The 15,225-nt window shown below is 68.8% G+C and carries 15 protein-coding genes; 12 read left to right on the top strand and 3 right to left on the bottom strand.

Features of this window, described 5'->3' with window-relative positions; genetic code table 11:
* Nucleotides 1-11: 11 nt before the first annotated feature.
* The 3 genes from ACODSY_RS13190 to ACODSY_RS13180 all read left to right on the top strand — a co-directional run bounded on the left by ACODSY_RS13190 (nucleotide 12) and on the right by ACODSY_RS13180 (nucleotide 2,495).
* The gene (locus tag ACODSY_RS13190; protein ID WP_488952214.1) at nucleotides 12-251 is read left to right on the top strand and encodes a hypothetical protein; all 240 of its coding nucleotides are present in this window, start codon (nucleotides 12-14) and stop codon (nucleotides 249-251) included.
* Nucleotides 244-942 (top strand): sugar transferase, encoded by a 699-nt coding sequence (locus ACODSY_RS13185; RefSeq protein ID WP_488952213.1) that lies wholly within the window; start codon nucleotides 244-246, stop codon nucleotides 940-942. The genes ACODSY_RS13190 and ACODSY_RS13185 overlap by 8 nt, the downstream gene beginning before the upstream one ends.
* Before the next feature lie 77 nt (nucleotides 943-1,019).
* A complete protein-coding gene (locus ACODSY_RS13180; protein WP_488952212.1) occupies nucleotides 1,020-2,495 on the top strand; it encodes an exopolysaccharide biosynthesis polyprenyl glycosylphosphotransferase in 1,476 nt (491 codons plus the stop codon).
* A gap of 31 nt (nucleotides 2,496-2,526) precedes the next feature.
* On the opposite strand, the gene ACODSY_RS13175 is transcribed toward ACODSY_RS13180, so the two are convergent.
* The gene (locus tag ACODSY_RS13175; protein WP_488952211.1) at nucleotides 2,527-2,787 is read right to left on the bottom strand and encodes an XrtV sorting system accessory protein; all 261 of its coding nucleotides are present in this window, start codon (nucleotides 2,785-2,787) and stop codon (nucleotides 2,527-2,529) included.
* Between the two features lie 163 nt (nucleotides 2,788-2,950).
* Between ACODSY_RS13175 and ACODSY_RS13170 the strand changes: the two genes are divergently transcribed.
* Nucleotides 2,951-4,060 (top strand): alpha/beta fold hydrolase, encoded by a 1,110-nt coding sequence (locus tag ACODSY_RS13170; protein ID WP_488952210.1) that lies wholly within the window; start codon nucleotides 2,951-2,953, stop codon nucleotides 4,058-4,060.
* 182 nt (nucleotides 4,061-4,242) lie between these two features.
* Nucleotides 4,243-4,827 (top strand): recombinase family protein, encoded by a 585-nt coding sequence (locus tag ACODSY_RS13165; protein WP_488952209.1) that lies wholly within the window; start codon nucleotides 4,243-4,245, stop codon nucleotides 4,825-4,827.
* 44 nt (nucleotides 4,828-4,871) lie between these two features.
* On the opposite strand, the gene ACODSY_RS13160 is transcribed toward ACODSY_RS13165, so the two are convergent.
* Entirely contained in the window at nucleotides 4,872-7,547 is a 2,676-nt protein-coding gene (locus ACODSY_RS13160) for a TonB-dependent receptor domain-containing protein (RefSeq protein ID WP_488952208.1), read from the bottom strand.
* Nucleotides 7,548-7,635: 88 nt separating this feature from the next.
* Entirely contained in the window at nucleotides 7,636-9,222 is a 1,587-nt protein-coding gene (locus ACODSY_RS13155) for a hypothetical protein (RefSeq protein ID WP_488952207.1), read from the bottom strand.
* Nucleotides 9,223-9,456: 234 nt separating this feature from the next.
* Here ACODSY_RS13155 and ACODSY_RS13150 point away from each other — a divergent pair, with 234 nt between their 5' ends.
* The 7 genes from ACODSY_RS13150 to ACODSY_RS13120 form a co-directional block, all read left to right on the top strand.
* The gene (locus ACODSY_RS13150) at nucleotides 9,457-10,056 is read left to right on the top strand and encodes a lytic transglycosylase domain-containing protein (protein ID WP_488952206.1); all 600 of its coding nucleotides are present in this window, start codon (nucleotides 9,457-9,459) and stop codon (nucleotides 10,054-10,056) included.
* 5 nt (nucleotides 10,057-10,061) lie between these two features.
* The gene (locus ACODSY_RS13145) at nucleotides 10,062-10,364 is read left to right on the top strand and encodes a TrbC/VirB2 family protein (RefSeq protein ID WP_488952205.1); all 303 of its coding nucleotides are present in this window, start codon (nucleotides 10,062-10,064) and stop codon (nucleotides 10,362-10,364) included.
* 3 nt (nucleotides 10,365-10,367) lie between these two features.
* The gene (locus ACODSY_RS13140; RefSeq protein ID WP_488952204.1) at nucleotides 10,368-10,652 is read left to right on the top strand and encodes a VirB3 family type IV secretion system protein; all 285 of its coding nucleotides are present in this window, start codon (nucleotides 10,368-10,370) and stop codon (nucleotides 10,650-10,652) included.
* On the top strand, nucleotides 10,649-13,048 hold the full coding sequence (locus ACODSY_RS13135) for a VirB4 family type IV secretion/conjugal transfer ATPase (protein ID WP_488952203.1): 2,400 nt from the start codon (nucleotides 10,649-10,651) through the stop codon (nucleotides 13,046-13,048). Before ACODSY_RS13140 ends, ACODSY_RS13135 begins: the two co-directional genes overlap by 4 nt.
* A gap of 34 nt (nucleotides 13,049-13,082) precedes the next feature.
* Nucleotides 13,083-14,252 (top strand): TrbL/VirB6 family protein, encoded by a 1,170-nt coding sequence (locus ACODSY_RS13130; RefSeq protein WP_488952202.1) that lies wholly within the window; start codon nucleotides 13,083-13,085, stop codon nucleotides 14,250-14,252.
* Nucleotides 14,249-15,007 (top strand): TrbG/VirB9 family P-type conjugative transfer protein, encoded by a 759-nt coding sequence (locus ACODSY_RS13125; RefSeq protein WP_488952201.1) that lies wholly within the window; start codon nucleotides 14,249-14,251, stop codon nucleotides 15,005-15,007. The genes ACODSY_RS13130 and ACODSY_RS13125 overlap by 4 nt, the downstream gene beginning before the upstream one ends.
* A partial coding sequence (locus ACODSY_RS13120) for a hypothetical protein (protein ID WP_488952200.1) occupies nucleotides 15,004-15,225 on the top strand: 222 nt, incomplete at its 3' end. The genes ACODSY_RS13125 and ACODSY_RS13120, both read left to right, overlap by 4 nt.

Below are 15,225 nucleotides of genomic sequence, written 5' to 3'. Positions count from 1 at the left end.
GGGTCGGGGAAATGTCCGGTTTTGAGACGCGATTTCAGGCGGAAGACGATGCGGACCGAATCCGCGCCGCATTCTATGGCTTCGTCGGCGCGCACGCAGCCGAGGTCGACGGCGACGCCCACATCTCGACCGAGATCGACACCCACGGACCGAAGCTCCGGGTCCGGCTGTGGAGCGCCGAGGCGATGGACGCCTTCCTGCGAGACCTCCACGCCTTCGGACGGCCCGACCGCAGAGCCTGCTATGAGTAAGATGGCGGAGTTCCACGCCCACGCCGAGGCGACGAACTGGACGCCCGCGAACGGGCCGAAGCCGGCGGTCGCGCCGGCGCCTCTGACCACAGCCGCCTGCGCCACCAGCCGCCGAAAGCGCGCCTTCGACTTCACCATGGCCCTGGCCGCGCTACTGGTGTTCCTGCCGCTGCTGCTGACCATCGCGCTGCTGGTGCGGCTGGAGAGCAAGGGCCCCGCCCTGTTCCGCCAGCGCCGCACGGGCCTGCATGGCGTAGTGTTCACGGTTTTCAAGTTCCGCACCATGACCGTGGCCGAGGATGGCGAGACCGTCCGCCAAGCCACGCGCGGCGACGCGCGGGTCACCGCGCTGGGCGCCGTCCTGCGCAAGCTCAGCCTGGATGAGCTGCCGCAGTTGCTGAATGTCCTGCGGGGCGACATGTCCCTGATCGGCCCGCGCCCGCACGCCGTGGCCCACGACGAGATGTGGGGCCAGCAGGTGCCCGGCTACGATCGCCGCTTTCGCGCGCGCCCGGGGCTGACCGGTTACGCGGCGGTCTGCGGCTTCCGCGGCGAGGTCAAGGAGCTGCAGGCCATCGTCGATCGCGTCGGGGCCGACAACGAGTATGTGGACACCTGGTCGTTCGCCCTCGACATGAAGATCATCTGGCGCACCCTGCCCCTGATCTTCGGCGACACACGGGCCTACTGACCCACGTTCGTCCGGATTAACTGATCGCTCAGGCGCGCCGCTTAGGTTCCCCCCGACTGGTTTTGGGGATGCCGAGTATGGCGGACGACACCGGCGCTTTCCGCGCCATCTCGAAGAGCGAGGCCACGCCGGCGCAGCACAAGCGGGGGCCGCTGCGGCCCGAGCGCCTGCAGCCCGTGCGGTCCCGCGTGTCGGGCGCGGGCATCGCACGCCTCTTCCAGGCCGGCGACGCCGCCGCCCTGATGGTCGCCTCGCTGCTGGCGGGCCGCCTGGTCGACCTGCCCAAGGCGATGTGGGTCGGGGCGCCGATACTGGCCATCCTGCTGCTGGTCGCCACCGGCGCCTACGCCATGAGTTCTCGCGAGCGCTCGCGCCGCAGGTTCGGCCGCCTGCTCATCGCTGCGGCGGCCGCCGGCGGCGGGGCCGGCACGGTCTGCGGCATCCTGGATCCCAGTTTCCCCGCCATCGGCTGCGCCGCCTGGGTCGCGGCCGCGGCGAGCGCGCTGTTCGCCACCCACCTCCTCTGGGGTGGCATCCTGAAGGATCTGCGCAAGCGCGGCCTGCTGACACCGAACCTGCTCATCGTCGGCGGAACCGCCTCGGCGCAACGCCTCATCCGGCGCGCGCTCAAGACCCGCGACGTCAACATCCTGGGCGTCTTCGACGATCGCCGCGACCGCGTGGGCCCCGACGTCTGCGGCGTGCCGGTGCTGGGCAAGACGGCCGACCTGATCGACCACCGCATCCTGCCGTACGTCGACCGGATCGTGGTGACCGTGCCACCGAAGGCCAGCGCGCGGATCGCGCAGCTTCTGGAGCGCCTGGCGCCGATCCCGAACCCGATCTCGCTGCTGCTCGACGACACCGACGACGAAACCGAGACCAACGCCATCGGCCGCATCGCCGACTTCGACCTGATGCATGTGTCGGGCGCGTCCGAGAGGTCTGGCTACCTGCTGGCCAAGCGGGCCATGGACCTGACGCTGTCGGTGCTGGCGGTGATCGCCCTCGCGCCGCTAATGACCGCCGTCGCCGTCGCCATTCGGCTGGACAGCCCCGGCCCGATCTTCTTTCGCCAGCGCCGCCACGGCTACATGAACGAAGAGATCGTGGTCTGGAAGTTCCGCTCGATGCGCGTGGAGGCGACCGACCACAAGGCTGCCCGCCAGGTCACCGCCGGCGACGACCGTATCACCAAGGTCGGCCGCTTCATCCGCAAGACCAGCCTCGACGAGCTGCCGCAGATCTTCAACATCATCACCGGCGAGATGTCTATCGTGGGGCCTCGGCCGCACGCCATCGGCATGCTGAGCGGCGGCGCCGAGGCCAGCAAGCTGGTCGAGACCTACGCCCACCGCCATCGCATCAAGCCCGGCCTTACCGGCTGGGCCGCGGTCAACGGATCGCGTGGGCCCGTCGACACGGCGGAAGATGTCCGCCGGCGCGTGGCGCTGGATCTCGAGTACGTCGAGCGCCGCTCGTTCTGGCTGGACGTCGCGATCATCCTGCGGACGGCGCCCTGCCTGCTGGGCGACAGCGGGGCCGTTCGTTAGCCGGCGGCCTTGGGCCGCCGAGCCGCGTTCCTTAGCCCTTGCCGCCCGGGAACTTGAGGCCGAACGGCTTCAGCACCAGGGCGATATAGATCAGCACGCCCAGGACGATGAGGAACGAGATCAGCCCCTGGCCCTCGTTGCCGAACCAGTTGGCCACCGCGCAGCCCACGGCCGGCGGCAGGTAGTGCAGGATGGTGTCCTGCGGTTCGCCCGGCTGGACGGACCGGTGCAGGAACAGGACAACCAGCCCCCCGAAGATCGCAACGGTGATCCAATCGTAGACGGTTTCCACCAGACAGCTCCGTGTTCCTGAGCCTACCTAGCAGGCCCGCCGCAACGTTCAATCGCCACATTCGGGCGGCTCGACTAGGTTGAGAGCAAGAGGCGTGCCGAGTCGCCAGCTCAGATGGAATAACATGTCTCGTTCGGGAAGACGCCGCGCGGCGTTGGAGCAGGTGAAAAGCCGCACCCGGCATTCCGTCGTGCTGACCGCGGCTCTGGCTCTCCTGGGCTGCAATATCACCTCGACCGCCGACGCTGGCCCTGGCCGCCTCGTCACGCTGCCCGACGGGCGGCGGATCAACCTGGTCTGTACGGGGCGCGGCGCGCCCACGGTCCTGCTGGAAGGCGGCTTCGGCGCGAACGCGGGCGCCTGGTACAAGGTGCAGCCGGCCTTGGCCCGCACCACCCAGGTGTGCAGCTACGATCGGGCTGGCAGCGGCTACAGCGATCCGGGCCCCGAACCTCGTGACGGCCCCTCGATCGCTCGCGACCTCGAACAGGCTCTGGACGCCGCCAAGCTTTCGGGCCCCTTCATCGTGGTGGGCCACTCGGCGGGCGGGCTCTACGCCCGGATCCTCGCGGCGCGGCGGCCGGACGACGTCTTCGGCCTCATCCTGCTCGACCCGACCATCGAGCGGCGCGCTCCGCGACCGATGAACGATGGGCTCGACGGCCTGCGTCAGCGGGCCCGGCGCTGCCTGGCGACCACGCAGGTGAACCCGGCGCCGCCGTTGAACGACCCGGCCTGGTCCGGCTGTGTCGGCGCGAACGCGAATCCGCACGAGATCGAGGTCGCCAAGCGCAGCGCCACCTGGTCGGGACAGGTCTCGGAGCTCGACTCCCTTTTCGGCCGCACCTCCGAGGAGGCCGCCAGGACCGTCCCCGTGCTGCGCTCGACGCCTCTGTATGTGATCACGGCATCCGCGACGGCGGATGCGGCGCCGACCTACGGCTTCTACCCGCCGCAGTCGGTCTGGGAGCTTCAGCACCAGCAGCTGGCCGCGCGCTCGCAGGTCGGTTCGCAACAGACCGTCCAGTCCTCCCACATGATCATGCTGGATCGGCCCGACGTGGTAATTGCCGCGGTCCAGCAGATGATCGCCGCCCAGCGGTCCGGCCGCGCGCCGGAGCCGTTGCCGCCGAGCGAAGGCGCAGCCTCGACCGAGGACGAACTCCTCAAGCTGCCGGAGAACCTGCTGGACGGCAGCCCGCTCGATTCCTTCCGTCCGCAAGACGCCCTCAGCGGCGCGCCGATCTGGCGTCCGAATGAGGCGCCTCGCTGAACGCCCCCCCGTTGCGACAGGCAGGCGACGATTCGCGCCTTGGCCGACGCCGCGAATGTCACCGACTCCACGTCAGGCTTTCATCGAACTGTCGCCCACGGGCCGCATAGTCGAAAGGCGGCAACTGGGGGACGGCGCTGGAACTTCCTGCGACTCGTCTACGTGGGAAGGAGTCTTGCGGCATGCGCTATGGCGTGGTCCGGACGTCGGACGACCTTCCGCCACCAAGCGTCCAGCGCCGACAGATCGAGACCGCCGGGTGCGATCTCATCCTGCAGGCCGGCGAAGCGCAGGCCGCCGACCATCGCAGCCTGCTGACCCTGCTCTTCGGCCTCCAGCGCGGCGACGAGGTGATCGTCTATGGCCTGGAAAGCCTGGACGCGACGACGGGCGAACTCGCTCGCCTCATCCGCCGCTTCTTCGAAGCCGGCGTCACCCTGCGGATCGTGGGCGGATCCCAGATCGAGACCCTGGCGCCGACCGGCACGATCCCGCGGGCCCTGGCGCTGCTGGCCGACCATGAGAGCCGCAAGCCCGACCGCCCGGCCGTCCGCCGCCGGACGCGATCCGCCGATGCGCCGCTGACCCAGCATCAATTGAAGTTCGCACGCGACATGCACCGGCGTGGCCACTCGATGCGTGCGATTGGCCTGTTGTTCCGCCTGGCGCCCAATGAGATGGCCAAGCTGCTGCGGGCCAGCCGCGACGCGGTGGATGCGGACGCGGAGACACGCGACGCCGAGTTCGGAGACGCCCCGGGCCGCTGAGGCGAGAGGCGGAGGAAGGGCGCCGCCCCTCCCCCGCCCGCAGGTCAGAACGTGGTGCTCGCCGAGAGCGTGAATACGCGGCCGACCTTGTAGGTGTTCACGTCGATCCGGTTGCCGGCCGTCTCCTGGTATTCCTCGTACTTCCGGCCCGTCAGGTTGCGGGCCTCGAACTTCAGCTCCACGTCGCGTCCAGCCACCTCGATGCCCTGGCGCAGGACCAGATCGATCCGGAAGCCGGGGTGCTCGAAGATGTCCGGCTGACCCGTGTTCGCCAGGCCGCGGCTGGTGACCCGCTTGCTGGCGTAGTTGATCATCAGGGTCTGCTGCGAAAGGTGGTCGCTGTCTTCCAGGCCGATCTGGAAATTGGCCACGTGTTCGGACTGCCCGGTCAGCGGGGCCCCGTCGCGGAAGAAGTCGGTCGCCAGCGTCGAACTCGAGTTGAACACCGCCACGGTGTCGTTCGGAGACACCTGCAGTTCCGACTTTGAGTAGGTGTAGTTTGCCGCGACCAGCAGACGGCGCGTGGCGAACAGGTCGCCCTGCAGCCAGTCCGACACCTCGAAGTACTTCTGGGTGTCGAGCTCGATCCCATAGAGGTCCGCCTTCGGGGCATTGGCGAAACTGGTGATGAAGGACTCGCCCGAGACGTAGGATTCGATCGGGTTCTTCAGTCGCTTGTAGAAGGCCGCGGCCGAGAGCCGCTGCTCGGGGGCGAAGTACCACTCGTAGCGGAGCTCGGCGTTGGTCAGTTCGCTGTCCACCATCAGAGGGTTGCCGCGATACTGCCGATTGGTGTCCGGGTCGAAGTAGAACTGGAAGATCAGCTCGCGGAACTGCGGGCGGGCCAGGGTCTTGGACAGGTTGGCGCGGAGCTGCATGTCGGGCCGAACCGCCCAGGTCAGCGTCGCCGCGGGCAGCCAGTAGTCGTTGTCGAGGTTCGTCGCCGCGGTCGATGCGCCCGGATTGGTGAACACCTGGATCGGCGCGACATTTTCCTCCGCGGTCTCGTAGCGAACGCCGACGTCGAACTTCAGGCTCTCGAACAGCTGGCCGTTCAGCTTCACATAGCCCGCGTGGTTTTTCAGCGTGGCCAGGAAGGCGGGACTGCCCTCGTTGCTTTCGACCATCGTGATCCCGAAGTTGTTGATCACCGAGGGCTGCAGCAGGAGGTCGGGGCGGAACATGTCCACCCCGCCCGGGAAGGTGTTGGGCGCCTGAAACTGGAAGTCGCGGCGCGAGCTCGTACGCCGGGTGTCGGAATAGGCGTAGCCGGCGGTCACCGTAAGGTCGGGCGAGACCTGGTAGGAGGCGTCCACGCCTCCCGACCAGAGCCGTTCGTCCAGTTCGGAGAAGCTGATCCGAGCGTCGCCGTTGTTGCCGTTGTTCAGCCGGTTGACGAAGTATTGGCCATAGGGGTCGGCCGCCGCATTGGTGCGGACATACTCGAACGAGAGTTCGTAGGGGGCGTCGCGCTTGGTCTTGGCGTAGCTGGCGCGCACGTCGACATCGAGGTTCTCCATCGGCTTGAACTCGCCGACGAACTGGGTGTCGAGCAGCTGCCGCTCATACCAGGCGGTGTCCTGCTGCATGTAGTCGACCGTCGTGCCCTTGCGGTTCCCGAGGCCGAGGCGCGCGTGCTTGATGGTGTCGTGGACGTAGACGTTGGTCCACCGGATCTTGTTCTCGTTCGTCTCGCCGAATTCGTAGGCGAGGCCGAAGAGGCCGTTCACGATCAGCCGGTTCTGGGTCGTCACCCGGTTGAAATCGGATTCCAGGTCGGCCAGGTCGCCGTTCAGCGAGGTCTGGTTCGTGGCGTCCCGGGTCTGCCAGCGGTTGCTGTAGCCGGCCGCCCCGATGACGCCCAGGTTGCCCGAACCCAGGTCGAAGGACTTCGCGCCCGCGGCGTTGACCGAGAAGTTGACCGGAAGGTTGTTGTCCTTCTGGAGGACGGCGTTGCGGCCGGTGACCAGCTGGCTGGCGATCTTGGCGGTGTCCACCTTGCCGGAACTGATCCGCTCGCCGCTCGCCAGGAAGGCGGCGAGGGCCGGAGCGATGTCGCGATCGCCGTTGTCGTAGCCGCTCCAGTCCGTCTTGCTTCCGTAATAGGTATAGCCGAGCTGGTTGGTGGTCTCGGTGTCGGCGGCGACGGACGCGCCGATGGTGAAGAAGCCGTCCTGCGGGATCGAGCGGGTGGTCAGGTTGATCACGCCGCCGCCGAATTCGCCGGGGAAATTGGGCGAATAGCTCTTCTGCACCAGCGCCGACGAGACGATGCTGCTCGGGAAGAGATCCAGGGGAACGACGCGCTTCAGCGGCTCGGGGCTCGGGAGGGGGGAGCCGTTGAGCAGCGCCAGCGAGTAGCGGTCGCCGAGCCCTCGCACATAAACATAGCCGCCGCCGACCAGGCTGATGCCCGAGAGCCGGTTCAAGGCCCCGGCGATGTTGCCCTCGCCGCTACGCTGCAGCTCCTGCGTCGACAGCACCGACACCACCTGCGAGGTGGAGCGGACGACGTTGGCGCGGGTGCCCGTCACCACGATTTCGGACACCCCCGGGATGGAAACCTCGGGGTCCTCCTGCGCCGCTGCGGGCGTGCCCGCGGTGGCGGCCGATGGGGCGGTGGCCGGCCGGGAAGCGGGTTGGTCTGCGCCATGGGCCCATGTCGGCACGGACAGCGCGGTGGAGAGCAGCAACAGGGACGTGAGCCGCCGCTTGATCATTTTCCGATTCCCCGAGGAGAAGCAATCTGGTGAAAAAGGGGGGCCGCCGTCGCCGGCCGCCCCCCGTTGGACTAAGTCTGGCGGCGGATCAGGTGGTCGGCAGCGAGGTGCAGTTGCCCGAGTTGCCCGTGCCGAAGCTCGCGGCGGTGCTGTTGCAGGTCCAGCCCGCGTACCAGGTGTCGGAGCTGTCCTTCACCGCGCCGATGTAGGCCGCCGAGGTGAAGAAGGCGCCCAGGCTGCCCACGTTGAAGGCGACCACCCCGGTCTCGTTCGATCCATTCACGAAGAGGTTGGTGAACGTCGGCGTGAAGACGTCCTTGTTGTTCGCGCCCGCGGTGAAGAAGCCGGCCACCTGGGTCGCGTTGTAGCTGCCGGTGCCGAGGAACTTCGTGGCGTTGCAGTTCAGCGCCACCGAGCTGGCGGTAAGGGTGGACGGCGTCGCGCCCGAACCGTTCATCCGGATGCACTCGTTGTTCGGCGTGTTGATCACGCCGTTGACGAGCGTCACGTCGGAGTTGCCGCGGAACAGGCTCGACGCCTGGTCGTTCGCCTCGTTGTTGCTGCTGACGGCGCTCTGGATCCCCACGAAGTTCGCGACCCGCAGCTTGGTGCGCGGCGTGTCGGTCTCGAAGCCGTTCGAGTCGATCTCGAAGAGCGCGTCGCCGGCGCCGGAGCGCTGGATCAGCAGGGCGAACTGCACGTTCATCTGGGCGCCCGTGTCGACGTCCAGGCTGTCGTCGTCGGCGCCGACGGCGACGTAGTATTTCAGGTTCGGCGAGCCGCCGAAGTGTTCGGAGCCGTCATCCGAGCTGTTGAAGCTCATGATGTGGTCGAGCACCGTGGCCGAACCCACGCCCTCGGTGGTCAGCGACTGAAGCTCGACGTTCGCCCCGAGCACGAAGCCCGAATAGCGGATCTGGACGAAGGACATCCGGCCGCTGTTGTCCGCGTCGTTGCCGCCGCCGAAGCGGGCCGGGTCGGCCGAACCTTCCGTCTGGCGCTCGCAGGTGCCGGCCGCCACCGAGCCGGTGGTGCAGTCGGTGACCTTGCCGCGCCCCATGAGCACGACGCCGCCCCACTGGCCCTGCGAAGTCTCGGTGTTGAGGCCGAGGACGTTGTCACGGCTGGTGAAGATGATCGGCTGGGTGGCAGTACCCACCGCGCTGATCTTGTTGCCGCGGTTGACCGCCAGCCACGACTGGCCGGTGCCGCCGAAGATGATCACGCCGGGGTCGATCGTGAGCGTGACGTTGGTGTCCGACGAGCTGGCGGTGAAGCCGCCGTCTGTGCCGACGTCGACGCGCCCGGCCAGCTGGTAGAGCAGGCCCGAGACCTTGGTCAGGCGGATCGAGGTGTTGATGCGGGCCGGCAGGGTGCAGACGCGGTACGTGCCGGTCGGGCCGGTGATCGTGCCGTCGTCCTTCAGGCCTTGCGGATCGGCGATGGTGGGGCAGCCCGAGGCCGGCGTGATCGCGCCGCCGCCGCCGTTGTTCCCGCCATTGTTGCCGCCGGTGTTGCCGCCGGAGCCGTTGTTGATGGTGACGTTGCCGCCCGTGCCGGGCGACGAGATGTCGTCAGCTCCGCAACCGGCGAGCGCCAGCGCGCTCAGCGAGGCGAGAAGGAGGGTCTTGAGCTTGCCGCTGTTCATCTGGATCTCCGCGAGACGCATGTGCATGCACGCGGGGCTCCGATCGAACCCGTTCAGGAGCCTGTTCCCCCGCCTGCCCGGACCACTACTTAGGCGCCGGGCATGACACCTCCCCGACAGACTCGTGACAGACTTATTGCAGAGCTGTCGAAGCACTGCCGCAGTCGTCATTGAGCAGTGTCAGAAGGTCGCCGTGACAAAGTGATCTGGCCGCCGCCGGTTCATATGAGCTATCTAGGCCCCTCAATCTGGAGACGACTGATGGCTGGCGGGGCGTGGCTCTCCTTGGTGTTCGCCGCGGCGTTTGGCGCGTGCTTCGCCCCCGCCGCGACGGCGGAGGCCCAGGTGCTTTCGATCGGGGATGACGGAGCGGTGACCACCTACGCCGGCCCCATGGTCCATACGGACAGCAGCGCCGTCGCCATCGCGCCGCCCGCTCCCGCGCCGCTCTTCCGGGCCCCGCCGGAGGAGGTCGTGCAGTTGATCCGCGAATCTTCGGCCCGCCACGCCGTGCCTGCCCAAATCGTCGAGGCAGTCGCCTGGCAGGAATCGCGTTTCAATCACGCGGCAGTTTCGTCAAAGGGCGCGCTCGGTGTCATGCAACTGTTACCGACAACGGCTAGCGACCTCGGCGTGAACCCCGCGGACCTCAAGAGCAATATCGATGGCGGCGCCGCCTACCTTGGCCAGCAGCTGCGGCGCTTCGGCGACGTGAAGCTGGCCCTGGCGGCATATAACGCCGGTCCGAAGGCGGTCGAGCGCTACGGTGGCGTGCCGCCCTACGCCGAAACCCAGTCCTATGTCCGCGCCATCATGGCGCGCCTGGCGGTTGCATCCGCCACGGCCGCCGGCGCTCCGTGAGGCCCATGAAGAAATTCGTCCCGATCGCCGCGCTGACGGCCCTTCTCGCCACCCCCGCCCACGCCCAGGTCCAGGGCGATCCGGCCGGGTCCTCGCCGCTGCTCGCCGCCCTCAACTGGGTGCAGGGCACGCTGCTGGGCAACCTCGCCACGACCGCCGCGGTCATCGCGGTCGCCATCATCGGCTATCTGATGCTGGTCGGCCGCTTCGACTGGCGGCGCGGCGTGATCACCCTCGTCGGCATCTTCATCATCTTCGGCGCGGTGACGATCGTCGCCGGCATCCGCTCGCTGGCCGGAGGGTTCTGAGCCATGAGCCGGCTCGCCTCCGACCCCGTCTTCGCGGCGCTCACGCGGCCACAGATGATCGGTGGCGTCACCTATCCGTACATGGTCCTCAACCTGATCGTCACGGCCGAGGCCTTCCTGATCACGCGCTCGTTCTGGTCGCTGCTGATCGCGGTGGTCCTGCACGCGGTGGGCTATGTGGGATCGCTGCGTGAGCCGCGGTTCTTCGACCTGTGGGTGACCCGGCTGTCCACCTGTCCGCGCGTGAAGAACTTCGCCTTCTGGCAGGGGAACTCGTACCGCCCATGAGCCAGACCTTCCTCACCACGGGCGCCGCAAAGGTGCTGGCCCCCCGCGAGGTTGCGGTGGGAACCCGCCTGCCCTACCTGGGCCACGCCGACGAGGTGACCCTGCGCACGCGGGAGGGCCTGCTGGTGCAGACGCTGCATCTGGCCGGCTTCCCCTTCGAGACGGCCCCAGACGACGAGCTGAACTACCGCAAGGCCATCCGCGAGACGGTGCTGAAGGGCGCCGCCAGCTCGCGCCTCGCCGTCTATCATCACGTGGTGCGTCGCCGGGTGACCCCGAGCTTCCCGCCCGCGCCGGAAGAGCCGTTCTGCCGGGGTCTCGACACCCGCTGGCGCGAACAGCTCGCCAGCCGCAGGCTCTACGTCAACGAGATCTTCCTGACGCTGGTAATGCGGCCGACACAGGGCGCCGGCGGCTTCCTCGAACGGCTGATGAAGGGTTCGCGCAACCGCGACGTCGATATCGCCCGCGACCTGCGCGACCTGCACGCCGCGCGCGAGGCCTTCGCCGCGGCCCTGGCGCCGTACGGCGCGCGCACCCTGGGCCTCTACACCGCCGGCGGCGGCGCCCAGCGCTCCGAGCCCGCCGAATTCCTCAGCCTGATCCTGAACGGCGAGCTGCGGCCGGTGCTGGCGCCGACCGGTGACCTCTCCGACGCCATCGCGACCCGCCGCCTCAGCTTCGGGCTCGACGCGATGGAGTTCGGCGGCGGGCCCGAGGGCTCCAGCTTCGGCGCCATGGTCTCGATGAAGGACTACCCGGCCCGCACGGCGCCGGGCCTGCTGGACGGCGTGCTGCGCCTGCCCATGGAGATGGTGCTCACCGAAAGCTTCGCCTTCGTCGACCGTCAGGTGGCGCTGGACCGCATGGGCCTGGCCCTGCGCCGCCTCAAGGCCGCCGAGGACGACGCCTTCAGCCTGCGCGGCGAGCTGGCCCAGGCCCGCGACGACGTCGGCGCCGGTCGCCAGGCCTATGGCGAGCACCACCTGACGATCCTGGCCAAGGCCGACAGCCTGGACGAACTGGACGCTGGCATCGCCGATATCCAATCCTCGCTGGCCGAAGCCGGCGCGGTGGCGGTGCGCGAAGACGTGAATCTCGAGCCCGCGTTTTGGGCCCAGTTTCCCGCGAATTTCAAATACATCTCGCGAAAAGCCATGATCTCGGCCGGCAACTTCGCCGGCCTCGCGAGCTTCCACAACCACCCGACAGGCCAGCCCGACGGCAACCACTGGGGCCCGGCCATCGCCGTGCTCGAGACCACCGCCTTCGGTCCCTACCACTTCAATTTCCACAATGGCGACCTGGGCAACTTCACGGTCATCGGTCCGTCCGGTTCGGGCAAGACCGTGCTGCTGACCTTCCTGCTGGCCCAGGCCGAGCGCCTGAAGCCGCGGATCGCCTATTTCGACAAGGACCGGGGCGCCGAGCCCTTCATCCGCGCGATCGGCGGGCGGTACGACGTGATTTCGCCAGGCGAGCCCACGGGCTTCAACCCGCTGGCCATGCCGGACACGCCGGCCAACCGCGCATTCCTCGGAGAGTGGGTGGCCCAACTGCTGACCGCCGACGGCGAGACGCTGGACTCCGAAGACCGCGCGATGATCGCCGACGCGATCGACGCCAACTTCGCCCAGCCGCCCGGCCACCGCCGCCTGCGCTACCTGCGCGAGCTGTTCCGCGGCGCGCGCCGCCCGCACGCCGGCGACCTGGCCTCGCGCCTGTCGGCCTGGTGCGAGGGCGGCGACCACGCCTGGCTGTTCGACAACGCCGACGACCTCCTGGACATCGAGACCCGCATCCTGGGCTTCGACATGACCAAGGTCCTGGACGCGCCAACCATCCGCATTCCGGCGATGATGTATCTGTTCCACCGGCTGGAGCAGCGGCTGGACGGAAGTCCGGCCATGTTCGTGGTCGACGAAGGGTGGAAGGTTCTGGACGACCCCGTGTTCGTCCGCCGCATCAAGGACTGGGAAAAGACCATCCGGAAGCGCAACGGCCTGGTCGGCTTCTGCACCCAGTCGGCCTCGGACGCCCTGGATAGTCGCATCGCCTCGGCGATCATCGAGCAGGCGGCGACCCAGATCTTCTTCCCGAACGCCCGCGCCAAGGCCTCCGACTACGTCGACGGCTTCGGTCTGACCGAGCACGAGTTCGAGCTGGTCCGCTCGCTGCCGGACACCTCGCGCTGCTTCCTCATCAAGCGGGGCGACCACAGCGTCGTGGCGCGCCTCGACCTCACCGGCCTGTCGGGCGAACTGGCCGTGCTGGCCGGCACCGAGCGGGCCGTGCGCCGCCTCGATGCGCTGCGCCTGGAGGTGGGCGACGAGCCCGCCGCCTGGCTGCCCGCGTTCATGGAAGACCGTGATCGCAAGGGCCGGAGCGCGGCATGAGCGCGTCTCGACACGCCCAGAGCGGTGACTTCGCATGAGCAGCGCCTGCGCCGCGATGATCGACGACGGCCTGATCCGTGGCGTGCTCGCCACGGTGGACTGCCAGACGCGCGGCTACGCCCAGAGCGGATACATCGCGCTGACATCGGGCTCGTCCGTCTTCCAGACCGCCCTCACCGCCCTGCTGACGATCTACGTCGCCCTGATCGGCTACCGGCTGCTGTTCGCCCAGGGCGGGATGCGCCTCTCGGACGCCCCGGGTATTGCGCTGAAGATCGGTGCGATCCTCGCCCTGGTCACGAGCTGGTCCACCTTCCAGACCCTGGTCTTCGATGTCGCCGACCGTGCGCCGACCGAGCTCGCGGCCTTGATCTCGGCCCCTACCGCGCAGGACGGCGCCACGCTGGCGACCCGGCCGGTGGACGGGCTGCAGGCCGCCTATGACGAGTTCAGCGCCACCGCCGCGGCCTACGGCAAGATCGCGGGCCCGAACGCCAAGGGCTATGCGAGCCCGCAGGCGGCCGCCGCGGAGGCCAGCGCCGCAGCCGCGGGCGCCCTCTTCGTCACCAGCGCCGGCGTCATCTCCGCGGCGACATTGTCCATCGGCGTGCTTACCGCGGTTGGCCCGCTGTTCGTCATCCTGGCGCTCATCCCAGCCACCCGTGGCCTGTTCGTCGGATGGCTTCGGGCCTTGGCGGCATCGGCCCTGACGCCCCTGGTTGCCTGGCTCCTGATCGTCCTGATGCTATCCGTGCTCGACCCCTGGATCGGCGCGCTCAACGAGCAGCGGCTGGGGTTGCGGCTGACGCCTCAGACGGCCATGAGCGCGGCGGCGCTGGTCTTCGTCTTCGCCGCGGCCCAGGCCGTGCTCGTCGCCGGAGCCTCGATCATGGCCATGGGCCTGCACCTGCCCGTAGGACGGCGCGACCGCGCCGCACGGGTCGAAGTGGCGCCCCCCTCGCCCACGGCGGCGGCCGCCGCCGCGCTCGCGGCGTCCACCCCGTCGCGGGCGGAACGCCTGGCCGCGGATCTCCAGCGAGACCTCGCGCAGAGTTCCCGTGGCAGGGCCGCGGCGATCGCCAGCGCCAGCTCCGCCGCCGCAGCGGGCCGGCGGACCTCGGTCTCGATCGACCCCACGCCCCATCTCGGCGACGCCTACCGCCGCCCCGCTTTCACCGCCCGCCGCGCGAGAGTTTCGCGATGACCCGACTTTCCGCCTTCGCCGTGTCGCTCGCCCTGATCGCCACCCCCGCGCTCGCCGTCGTTCCGCACCCGGGCGGCGGCGACCCCCGCATTCACGTCGTCGAGTACAATCCCGAAGACGTGGTCGAACTGAAGGTCGCGCTGGGCTACCAGTTGTCGGTCGAGTTCGACCCCTCCGAGAAGATCGAGAACGTCGCGATCGGCGACTCGCTGGGCTGGCAGGTGACACCGAACCGCCGCGCGAACCTGCTGTTCCTGAAGCCGATGTCGCAGCGTCCCCCGACGAACATGACGGTGGTCACAAACCTGAGGCGCTACAACTTCGAGCTCGGCCTGCGCCCGCGCGCCGCGGCCCGCAGCGCGCCGTTCAGCGTCCGCTTCCTCTACGCACCGCCGGTGGTGGCCTATATCGCGCCGCCGCCGCCGCCGCCGCCGCCGGTCGAGCGCAACGCCGCCTACTCCTACCAGGGGTCGTCCAAGACGCTCCCGGTGAAGGTGTTCGACGACGGCCAGGACACCTACTTCTCGTTCCGCCAGGCCGAGGACCTTCCCGCGATCTTCGCGGTGGATCCCGACGGCGGCGAGGCCGTGGTCAACACGCGCGAGCGTGATGGCTATGTGGTGGTCGATCGCATCGCGCGCGGCTTCGTGCTGCGCCGGGGCAGCGAGACCACCCGCATCTACAACGACGGCTTCCGAGTTGAAGAAGCCAGTGCGCTTCCCCAGCGCAAGAAGGATCCGTGGTGGCGGCGATGACCTCCAAAGACCAAATCCCGACCGATGTGAGCCCGGTTTTCGCGCGCGGCGCGGCGCGCCGCCCCAAGGTGCAGGCGCCCGACTCGCCCTGGACCATGTGGGTCGGCGTCGGTGGCGCGGCGGTGCTGGGGATTCTCGTGTTCAACGGCCTGTCCAGCAGCCGTGAGGCGCGTGCCCAGACCCCGCCCGCGCAGGTGGCCGCGCCCGCGCCCCAGCCC

It is taken from the genome of Phenylobacterium sp. FG114, from assembly GCF_057809855.1.
Note: the sequence above shows the minus strand (reverse complement) of the source record. Positions and strands in the feature narration are given on the sequence as shown.

Excerpts from the sequence above, each read along its gene's own strand:
- ACODSY_RS13190 (WP_488952214.1), top strand. The coding sequence starts at position 12 with ATGTCCGGTTTTGAGACGCGATTTCAGGCGGAAGACGATGCGGACCGA.
- ACODSY_RS13150 (WP_488952206.1), top strand. The coding sequence starts at position 9,457 with ATGGCTGGCGGGGCGTGGCTCTCCTTGGTGTTCGCCGCGGCGTTTGGC.
- ACODSY_RS13135 (WP_488952203.1), top strand. The coding sequence starts at position 10,649 with ATGAGCCAGACCTTCCTCACCACGGGCGCCGCAAAGGTGCTGGCCCCC.
- ACODSY_RS13185 (WP_488952213.1), top strand. The coding sequence starts at position 244 with ATGAGTAAGATGGCGGAGTTCCACGCCCACGCCGAGGCGACGAACTGG.
- ACODSY_RS13165 (WP_488952209.1), top strand. The coding sequence starts at position 4,243 with ATGCGCTATGGCGTGGTCCGGACGTCGGACGACCTTCCGCCACCAAGC.
- ACODSY_RS13145 (WP_488952205.1), top strand. The coding sequence starts at position 10,062 with ATGAAGAAATTCGTCCCGATCGCCGCGCTGACGGCCCTTCTCGCCACC.
- ACODSY_RS13130 (WP_488952202.1), top strand. The coding sequence starts at position 13,083 with ATGAGCAGCGCCTGCGCCGCGATGATCGACGACGGCCTGATCCGTGGC.
- ACODSY_RS13155 (WP_488952207.1), bottom strand. The coding sequence starts at position 9,222 with ATGCACATGCGTCTCGCGGAGATCCAGATGAACAGCGGCAAGCTCAAG.
- ACODSY_RS13160 (WP_488952208.1), bottom strand. The coding sequence starts at position 7,547 with ATGATCAAGCGGCGGCTCACGTCCCTGTTGCTGCTCTCCACCGCGCTG.
- ACODSY_RS13180 (WP_488952212.1), top strand. The coding sequence starts at position 1,020 with ATGGCGGACGACACCGGCGCTTTCCGCGCCATCTCGAAGAGCGAGGCC.
- ACODSY_RS13140 (WP_488952204.1), top strand. The coding sequence starts at position 10,368 with ATGAGCCGGCTCGCCTCCGACCCCGTCTTCGCGGCGCTCACGCGGCCA.
- ACODSY_RS13125 (WP_488952201.1), top strand. The coding sequence starts at position 14,249 with ATGACCCGACTTTCCGCCTTCGCCGTGTCGCTCGCCCTGATCGCCACC.